The organism is Synechococcus sp. R6-5 (assembly GCF_047461775.1).
Classification (GTDB): Bacteria; Cyanobacteriota; Cyanobacteriia; order Thermostichales; family Thermostichaceae; genus Thermostichus.
The window spans coordinates 1-8,141 of record NZ_JANSHV010000043.1 but is presented as its reverse complement, the minus strand read 5'-3'; the positions used below and the strand labels follow the sequence as shown (position 1 = coordinate 8,141).

The 8,141-nt window shown below is 57.2% G+C and carries 9 protein-coding genes; 2 read left to right on the top strand and 7 right to left on the bottom strand.

Annotated elements, in window-relative coordinates; all coding sequences use genetic code 11:
* Positions 1-178: 178 nt before the first annotated feature.
* Positions 179-427, bottom strand: a complete 249-nt coding sequence (psaC, locus tag NW818_RS02320; RefSeq protein WP_414350136.1) for a photosystem I iron-sulfur center protein PsaC — start codon at positions 425-427, stop codon at positions 179-181.
* 200 nt (positions 428-627) lie between these two features.
* On the opposite strand from psaC, the gene NW818_RS02315 reads away from it, so the two are divergent.
* Positions 628-1,020 (top strand): hypothetical protein, encoded by a 393-nt coding sequence (locus tag NW818_RS02315; RefSeq protein ID WP_238376872.1) that lies wholly within the window; start codon positions 628-630, stop codon positions 1,018-1,020.
* A 26-nt stretch (positions 1,021-1,046) separates the two neighbouring features.
* Here NW818_RS02315 and NW818_RS02310 read toward each other — a convergent pair whose 3' ends face one another.
* The 6 genes from NW818_RS02310 to NW818_RS02285 form a co-directional block, all read right to left on the bottom strand.
* Positions 1,047-1,409, bottom strand: coding sequence for a DUF3493 domain-containing protein (locus NW818_RS02310; protein WP_414421464.1), 363 nt, complete (start codon positions 1,407-1,409; stop codon positions 1,047-1,049).
* Between the two features lie 3 nt (positions 1,410-1,412).
* Entirely contained in the window at positions 1,413-2,054 is a 642-nt protein-coding gene (locus NW818_RS02305) for a hypothetical protein (protein ID WP_011432202.1), read from the bottom strand.
* Positions 2,055-2,179: 125 nt separating this feature from the next.
* The gene (locus NW818_RS02300) at positions 2,180-3,481 is read right to left on the bottom strand and encodes a gamma-glutamyl phosphate reductase (RefSeq protein ID WP_414423731.1); all 1,302 of its coding nucleotides are present in this window, start codon (positions 3,479-3,481) and stop codon (positions 2,180-2,182) included.
* 137 nt (positions 3,482-3,618) lie between these two features.
* Positions 3,619-4,071: a hypothetical protein gene (locus NW818_RS02295; RefSeq protein ID WP_011432204.1), complete on the bottom strand. Its 453-nt coding sequence runs from the start codon at positions 4,069-4,071 to the stop codon at positions 3,619-3,621.
* A 57-nt stretch (positions 4,072-4,128) separates the two neighbouring features.
* Positions 4,129-5,430: a hypothetical protein gene (locus tag NW818_RS02290; protein WP_414423730.1), complete on the bottom strand. Its 1,302-nt coding sequence runs from the start codon at positions 5,428-5,430 to the stop codon at positions 4,129-4,131.
* Positions 5,427-6,866, bottom strand: a complete 1,440-nt coding sequence (locus NW818_RS02285) for an NAD(P)/FAD-dependent oxidoreductase (protein WP_414423729.1) — start codon at positions 6,864-6,866, stop codon at positions 5,427-5,429. The genes NW818_RS02290 and NW818_RS02285 overlap by 4 nt, the downstream gene beginning before the upstream one ends.
* 148 nt (positions 6,867-7,014) lie before the next feature.
* Here NW818_RS02285 and gshA point away from each other — a divergent pair.
* Positions 7,015-8,141, top strand: a 1,127-nt coding sequence (gshA, locus tag NW818_RS02280; RefSeq protein WP_414423728.1) for a glutamate--cysteine ligase, incomplete at its 3' end; no start/stop codon positions are given.

Below are 8,141 nucleotides of genomic sequence, written 5' to 3'. Positions count from 1 at the left end.
CGCATAGCGCGGGTGTCGGGTAGTTTACCAAACAGCTTAAGACCTGCCATACGCCACAGCCTCTCCCCGGAAGAGGGAAAGGCTGGAACTGGGTTGGGAAGTAAACTGCTTTTCTGGTACTCTGGAATACTTGTGCTCTGTGGGCAGTTGAGAGTGGGGTTGCGGCCAGGTGCCCCCATCAGTAGGCTAAGCCCATGCTGCGGGTGGTTTCGGGGCCAAGGTAGACTCGGATGCTCAGAAAATCGGTGGGACAAGCGGTTTCACAGCGTTTGCAGCCAACGCAGTCTTCGGTGCGGGGGGCAGCCGCGATCATCCCAGCTTTGTTTTTTCCCTTCCAGGGCACCATCTCCAACACGTCGGTGGGACAAGCCCGCACACACTGAGTGCAGCCGATGCAGGTGTCGTAGATCTTGACCGAGTGAGCCATTAGCGTTCTCCAGTCGAGCAGGTTGAAACGTTAAAAAGAGGTTTACCGAATCCGCAGGGCAGCAGCATCGCTGCGCAAGTGCCCTCAGTGTACAGTAGTCCTGGGAAGCCTCCAAAATCTCCGATCCAAATGTTCAAACAAATTTACATCCGGTGGGCCAATGGGAAGGTTGCTGGGGTTGGGCTAGGATCGGCCTGAAGATGACAGGACAAGGGATCCCGAACATGGGGCGCTCGGTGCAAGATTGGCGAAGGCAAACTCAGGGCAATCTGCGTCGTCTGGGGCCAATTTTGCTGGAGATCTTCGAGGAAAACGTCCCTCGCCTACGCCGCTGGGATCAGCAGCTCACCGACTGGGTGCGCAGCCACCGCTGGGGGGTGGATCCGTCTCTGCCCAAGGTGGCTATCTATGTCCTGGGCGCAGTGGTGATCCTGGCGATCCCACTTCTCACGTTTGTGGCTTTGGGGGCCTTTCTGACCTTTCTGGGTGTCCAAATTGTCCAAAAGTGGTCACAAGGGGATCCCGCTCGCCAAACTCAGCGCCGCTATCTGCGCAGTGCTGACGCGGATGATGATGACTTTGATCTGGATTGAGAAAGGGGCTGCGGGGAATGGGCGGGCTAACTGTCCGCCGACCGTTGGGGCTCCTGGGAGTCTTGCTGCATGCCCAAGCGTTGTTTGACCTGTCTGATCACCTTCTGGTGAGAGCGGTTTTCCAGCCTGTTCAGGCCGATGGCGCCGGCCAGGATCCCCAACTGCAAGGCCAAGCTGGGCAAGGTGGTGTTCAAGTCCCGTCCCGCCAGGGCCTGAAAGAAAAACACAAACGCCCCGATGGTAGCCGAGAACCCCACCGCCAAGTAGATGAAGCGCCGCAAGCTGCGGTAGGGAGCGGCCAGCTCCGTCAACAGCCTCACCTGCTCTGCTGAAGAGGGATCCCGGCGTTGCGACAGGGGCGATCTTGGCTTGGGATCGGAGTCTGCCATTGGCTACACCTCCTCAGGCAACAAGAGGGGCTCCCGACCGGAAACCCCCGCCAAGACGGCTTCAGCAGCACGGCAGGCGGCCAGAATATCTCGCTCTTCCCCTCCCAAGTACACGCGGCCAAAGCTACCGAAAGGCATCACCTCCAGGATGTTGATCTGGGCAGATTTTTCTGCCTCGTTGGCAGCCAGGGGGGCATAGCCTGCCGGTTGCACCTCCAGGATGTAGAGGGTTTGGCCAGCCAGGAGCATTTGGCCACGGCGGGAACGGTTAATCAACTGGGTTTGGTGGGGATCGATGTTGCGGATGATCTGGCTGGAGATGATGCGGGGCTTGAGGCGCTCCTGTTCACTCACCCCTAAGGCAGCCAGAATCGCCCGTCCGGCGGTGCGGGTATCCCCTTGGTTGCTGGAGTGTACTTCCAGAAGGCCGTAGAGGCGTTCCACCACCTGCAGCCCCGGCCTCACCGAGGTGGCCTTCAGGGCAATATCCATAACGCGGTTGATCTCGATGCCGGGGGAAATCTCGACCCACAAAGAAGTGTCCCCAGGCAGGGGCAAAAAGCCGTAGGCTACTGTGCCCAGATAAGCAGCATACTGGGGTTGCAGCCGATCCAAAAACACGTAACTGCGAAGGTCGATCCCCAAAAAAGTCCTCCCTTTGGGCTCAGTTGGATGTTGAGCTGATGGCGATCTATTCTTTACTATTCTTATTCTTCTCCAGCCTCATCGCAGCTCTTGGGTCCTTGGGCGGGCCGACCAACCTTCCAGCTCTACAGGTCACCCTGAGCCACCACCTTCACCGTTGTCAGGGCTTCCACGTCGATGGGCCCGCGCACGTGCAGCCGCTGGGTAGAAATGCCCAAAGACAGGTCGCGAAACGCTCCCAACGTGGGGATCCCAGCTCCCCGGCCTGCCGAGAGGGGGGAAGTGTTGATGTGGATCAGGGCGGCATCTACTTCCTGGAGAAAGCGCTGGGCCGCCGATTGGCTATCGGTGAGGATCGTCTCCGATTGACGGCAACCATTTTTGTTAATCCAGGCGATCGCCTCCGTCAGGTCGGCAATGGGCTGCAGGCGCAGATGAGGTCGTTCCGTCGAGTCAAAGCCTTGCCCAAGCGGCTGGAGCTGCGGGAACTGTTCCAGAATGGGGGCGGCTGCCTGGATATCGATCCCGTGACCCAGCAAGTCCTCAATCAAGGCGGTCAGATGGTTGGTGGCCCAATCGGTGTGGATCAGCAGCCAGAGGGTGAGAGGCTGATAGATAGGGATCCCTTCTGAGCCGTACTGGGCCAGGGGATCCAACAAAGCCGACTTGACCAAGGGCCAAGGGGCAGTGCGATCCAGATAGATGTGGCCGTAGCCCAAATGGGTAGCCAGAGTCGGCACTTTGCTGGCCTGCAACAGGAACTCCACCCAGCCGGGGCGACCGCAGGGAATCACCAGGTCGAGGTAGCGGGTTTGCTGTAGCAACGGCAACAGTGGGGAATCTGCTTGGGGATCCGCCGTTTGGTCTTGGGCGGGCAAGGTTTGAATGGCTCCTTCCGGGATCCCGTGCTCATAAGCCGTCTCTGCCAACAGGTTGACCATAGCCTGGTGAGTTTTCTGGATGGGACCGCTGCTGGCCAAAATCACGCCATTTCCTGTTTTTAGGCACATGCCAATGCCATTTAAGGCAAACTCGGGGTAGATTTCGTAGACCAGAGCAATCAACCCCAACGGGACGCGGTAGCGGCCAATAAACAGGCCATTCTCCTGGCGGTGCCCTTTCTCCAGCTTGCCAATGGGATCCGGCTGCTGGGCCAGGAGAGTTAGCAACTGGGCGGATCGCTGTAGACGCTCGGGGGTGAGCTTCAGGCCGTTGAGGATCCACTCCGGTACGGTTTGCTCGCGGCAACTTTCCAGGTCGAGGGTATTGGCTTCCAGGAGCAGATCGGAGCGCTCCAACAAACACCGCGAGAGAGCCAGCAGGGCCTGGCGCTTGGTTTGGCTGCTCAACCGCTGCATCTGCGGTAGTAAGCGGCGTACCTGTCGCAGAGTGGTACCTAAGTCAAAGTCTGAACCGAAATCTGTCACTTGAACTTCTCCCGCCTAGCCCATTAGAGACAGACCCGCTGCGTTCTCCAGACCACTGCTAACAAGAAATGGTTGGATCCACAAGTGCTGGGGCTGCCAATTCTGGAGACCAGTCGCTGGAGAAAATCTCACTCACCTCAGGGCCGCCGCAGCAGCAGGATCGCCGTTACCATCAGCAGCGTTAGCAACAAGCCGAGAATCATGAACCAACTGAGCAACTGGGTTTGGTTTGGGAAGAGCACTGCGCCGATGAACCCAACCGCCAAGACAATGCCCAAGCTGAGGGTGAGGCCCAAGAGCGCGGATCCCTGTAGGGTGTTTTCCCGCCGCAACACCCATTGGTAGCCGTTCCAGAACCACATTTTGCGATAGGGATAAGAAACGGCCAGTTGCTCGATGTACAGGCGGTCGGGGGTAATGGCAAAAATATGCTGGCAACGGCTACACCCAAAGGCTTCGGTTAGGGTGATCAGGCGTAACTGACCTTGGTGGCAGCACGGGCAGGGGTAAATTTTGGCGGGCTCAAGGGTCTGAGCGACACGCGGGGCTGAGTTTTGACGGGGAGACTTGCGGGGAGAAGAGAAGGCCACAGCTCTCAGCCGGTGAGAAGTTGGGATCCCTCACATCCTATCTTCAGGAAAGCGGAGTCAAGCCACCCAGAGATGGTGGACGTAGCGCCAGGTGAGGATTTGGTTGAGGGCGAGGAAGATCAAAGCTAGAAGCCCGTAGCCCAGCTTCAGGATAGTGCCAAGATAGCCAAGCACCCTTTGGGGGATGAAGCTGAAATCGGTGTGTTTGGCCCAATGTACCAACGCCAACACCTGCAGGATGTGAACCGGCAGACAATAGCGGCTCATGCTTCGCTGGCCCAAGGGGCTCGTACCCGTCAGGGCAATGTAAAACATGGCCCAAGCAGCCAGATGAAATCCCAGCCGCTCCCGCCAACACTGGCTTCTACCTGCCATAACTCCTGCCGCATCCATTAAACCTGTAACAAGCAGGGATCCCAGGGTGGCAGACACAAACAGTTGGCTAAGAGCGTCAGCCCACAGCCCAGGGTCTTTCATCGGTGCAGAAAGAGAGAGTAAGCTTTGCCAGCGTTCGGCGGAAAGGACATATGTGCGAGCTTGGAAAATAGCTTGATAATTGGCTTTCACGCCGGTAAAGTAACGCTGCATTTCCAGGTAGAGATCCCAGCGTCCGAAGCGGAGCTGACAGTAGAGAAAAAAGCCCAGGCCACCCAACAGAGCCAAGCTCGCTGCCATACTCGTCCAAAACCAACGGCGGGCTTGGGTTCTCTCCCCCGCTTTCAGGAGATTCAAAAAAGGGAGCAGCGCCACCGGCAAGCCGACAATCCGAGCAGCACTCATCACCAAGCCGTGGATCCCAGCCAGGAGCATCAGCAGGGGACGGCCCCCGTGAATTGACCAGTAGAGAAAACCCAGTAGGCTGGCCATAAACAAAGATTCGCTGTAGCCCACGACCAGGTAAAAGCTGGTGGGATAAAAGAAGATGAGCAAACTGGCCAAAATTTGCCAGAGGGGGGGAATTTGCCACCTGCGGTAAAGCAGGAAAAGGTAAACCCACATCAGCCAGCAAAAGAGCTGGGCGGTGAGGTAGAGCCCCAGTTCAGGGTCAACTCCCACAAGGTGACTGATTGCGGCCACTGCCAGGGGATAGCCGGGGAAAAAAGCTACGTTGCTCTGCTCGTAGGCAATCTTGTCGAAACCCACAAACTGGTACCCCCGCCGCACAATGCTGAGATACCAATAGCTATCCCGCTGACTCAGGGCTGTGAAGGCAGAAGCATAGTCGCTCTCCTCACTCCAGAGGGAGATCATAAAGATCTGCAGCACTGTCAAGGCCAAACTGGGCAACAAGATTTGCCCTAAGAAAGGGGCAAGGTACTGCCGACCTCGCTGCAACAGATGACTGAGAGGAAAGCTCATCGCTGAATCGTTAAGGGTGAAGATGGCACTTTGATTTCTTCTTGGTAATCGTCGTCGGAGTTCACCTGCCAGAGATTGTGACTACCGGGTCGGAGAATGTTCTCAGCCGCCAGCAAGCCCATCAGTAAACTGTGATCTTGGTTGTTGTATTTAAATGAGCCGTAGCGGCCCATCACTTGTAGATTTTCAAACTGGCTGAGATACTCCTGCAAAATGGCTAAATCTTCTTTATAGCTACCGGTATAGATGGGATAAGTGCGGGGCAGGCGCACCACAAAGCCACTGTAGATCTTTTGATCGTGAAGCAGGCCAATTTGACGCAGCTCCTTCTCGGCCAAAGCCAGCAATTCCTCCTCAGGAGCTTGCCACAAGGGATCCCCAAAGTTGCACCAATACTCACAGCACAAGGGGGTTTGCTCTTGGTTGGGCAACATGGCCGGAGACCAATTGGCGAAGTTGGTCACCCGTCCCACCCCCACCGTTGGATCGTTGATATACAGCCAGTTATCGGGGAAGAGCTGGGATCCCTGCACAATCAAGTAAACCAAGACAGTATTGCGAAATCTGAGATTGCGGGCTGCCTGCAGCACTTGGGGGGGAGGCAATTTCCGCAGGCTCTGCACCAACACCGTCAGAGGGATCGAGGAAATGACGTGGGAGGGGGAGACCCAAGTTTCACTTCCATCCTGAAGATTGCGCAGTTGCAGCTCGACAACTTGGGATCCCCGATGTCTGAGGGTGACTACTTCTGTGTTGAGCAGGACTTTTTGTCCCTCGGCAAGCAAATACTCCTGCATTTTTTCATAGAGCTGCCCGGATCCCAGACGAGGAAACTGAAACTGGTCGATCAGAGACTTGGCCAAGCTTCGATTCCACCCCAAGGCCTTTTGGATGGCTTGCCCAAGGCTGAGACCTTTGATGCGCTGGGCAGCCCAATCAGCACTGATCTCGGTACAAGGGAGCCCCCAAAGCTTTTCCGTATATCCTTCAAAGAACATTTGAAAGAGTCGGGTGCCGAACTTGCCTTTGACCCAGTCGGCAAAGTTCTGGGGAGCTGGTCGCGGAATTAATTGTGCCCAGAGATAGGAAAGGACAATGTGCAGGCTTTCCCACCAACCCACTTTGCGCAGGACTTCCCAGGCCTGAATGGGGTACTGAAAATACTGCTTGCGGTAATAGATGCGGGTGAGCCGTCGGACGGTTACTTGCTCGGATTCCAAAACCTGATTCCACAACTCTCGCACCGGCAGGATTTTAGTGAAAAAACGGTGCGGGCCATAGTCCAAGATAAATCCCTGATACTGAATACTTTTGGCCAAACCCCCGACCTTCTCCTCTCGTTCTACCACCACTACGGAAAAACCCAGTTGGTTCAAGCGATAGGCAGCCGCCATGCCTGCCGGCCCCGCTCCCAGGATGTAGATGGGATCCCCCACTCTGTCTCTTCCCGAAACTGCTTTACAGGGACATTCTAAAACAGGTCGAGAAACTTCCCTACCATCGGCCAATTCCCTGCCAAACCCCAGGACAATGAGGGGAGAAGAGAAAGGTTAGACTGGTGAGGCTGCGGCTGGAGGCTGGCCTGTGCTGTTAACCAAGGGCTTTGAGGTGGAAATGTACACCGGCACCGCCGCCGGGGAAGTGGTGGGTCTATCGGATCGCATTTGCCAAGCTTTGCCGGGGTTTGTGCGGGAGCCGGATCGGCGCAATGTGGAGTACATCACCCCCCCTCTCCGCCGCTACGAAGACCTGCTCTGCGCTCTGCTGCGACCTCGCCTACAGTTGCGGCAATTTTTGCGCCGTCTTGGCCCTTACACCCTTCTGCCAGGGAGCACGCTAGCTTTGGGCGGCAGCGACCACTTCGAGCGGTCGGATCCCGGCAACCCCTACCACGACTACATCGAGCGCACCTACGGCACGCGGGTGGTAACCGCCAGCATTCACATCAATGTCGGCCTGCCGGATACCGAGGCTATCTTCCGGGCCTGTCGCCTGCTGCGAGCGGAAGCATCTCTCTACCTAGCTCTGAGCGCTTCCTCTCCTTTTCTGGACGGACGGGTGACGGGATCCCACTCCAGCCGTTGGCAGGTGTTCCCCAAAACGCCGGCTCAGGTGCCCTTCTTCCGGGATCACGCCCACTACATTGCCTGGATCCAGGAGCAGCTAGCCTTGGGCACAATGCAGAATGTGCGCCACCTGTGGGCCTCGGTGCGACCCAACGGCCCGGAGCGGCCCTACCACCTCAACCGCGTGGAGCTGCGCATTTGCGATCTGGTGGGGGATCCGGTGATGGTTCTGGCCATTACCGCCTTGGTGGAAGCCCGTCTCTGGCAGTTGCTGGCCCAGCCGGAAGCGCTGGATCCCTTGCGGGGGCCCTTTACCCCAACAGAGCTGGAGAGCCTTTGCGAAGCCAACGAGCAGGCTGCTGCTCGAGAATCGCTGCAATCTCGTTTGGTCGATTGGCGGACAGGCCGGGAACGGGCGGCCCAAGAGTGGATCGAAGAGCTGCTGACCGAAGCTTGGCGTATTGGCCAACCTCAAGGCTTGGGCTGTTTTCTAGCTCCCTTGCAAACCCTGCTCCACCAGGGCAATGAGGCCCAACGCTGGCTGAAGCAAGTCAACCAGGGATCCACACCTGCCCAGGTGTACCAACAGGCCATCCAGGAGCTGGCCGAACAAGACCGAGAGAGCATGACTCTAGTCAATAATAA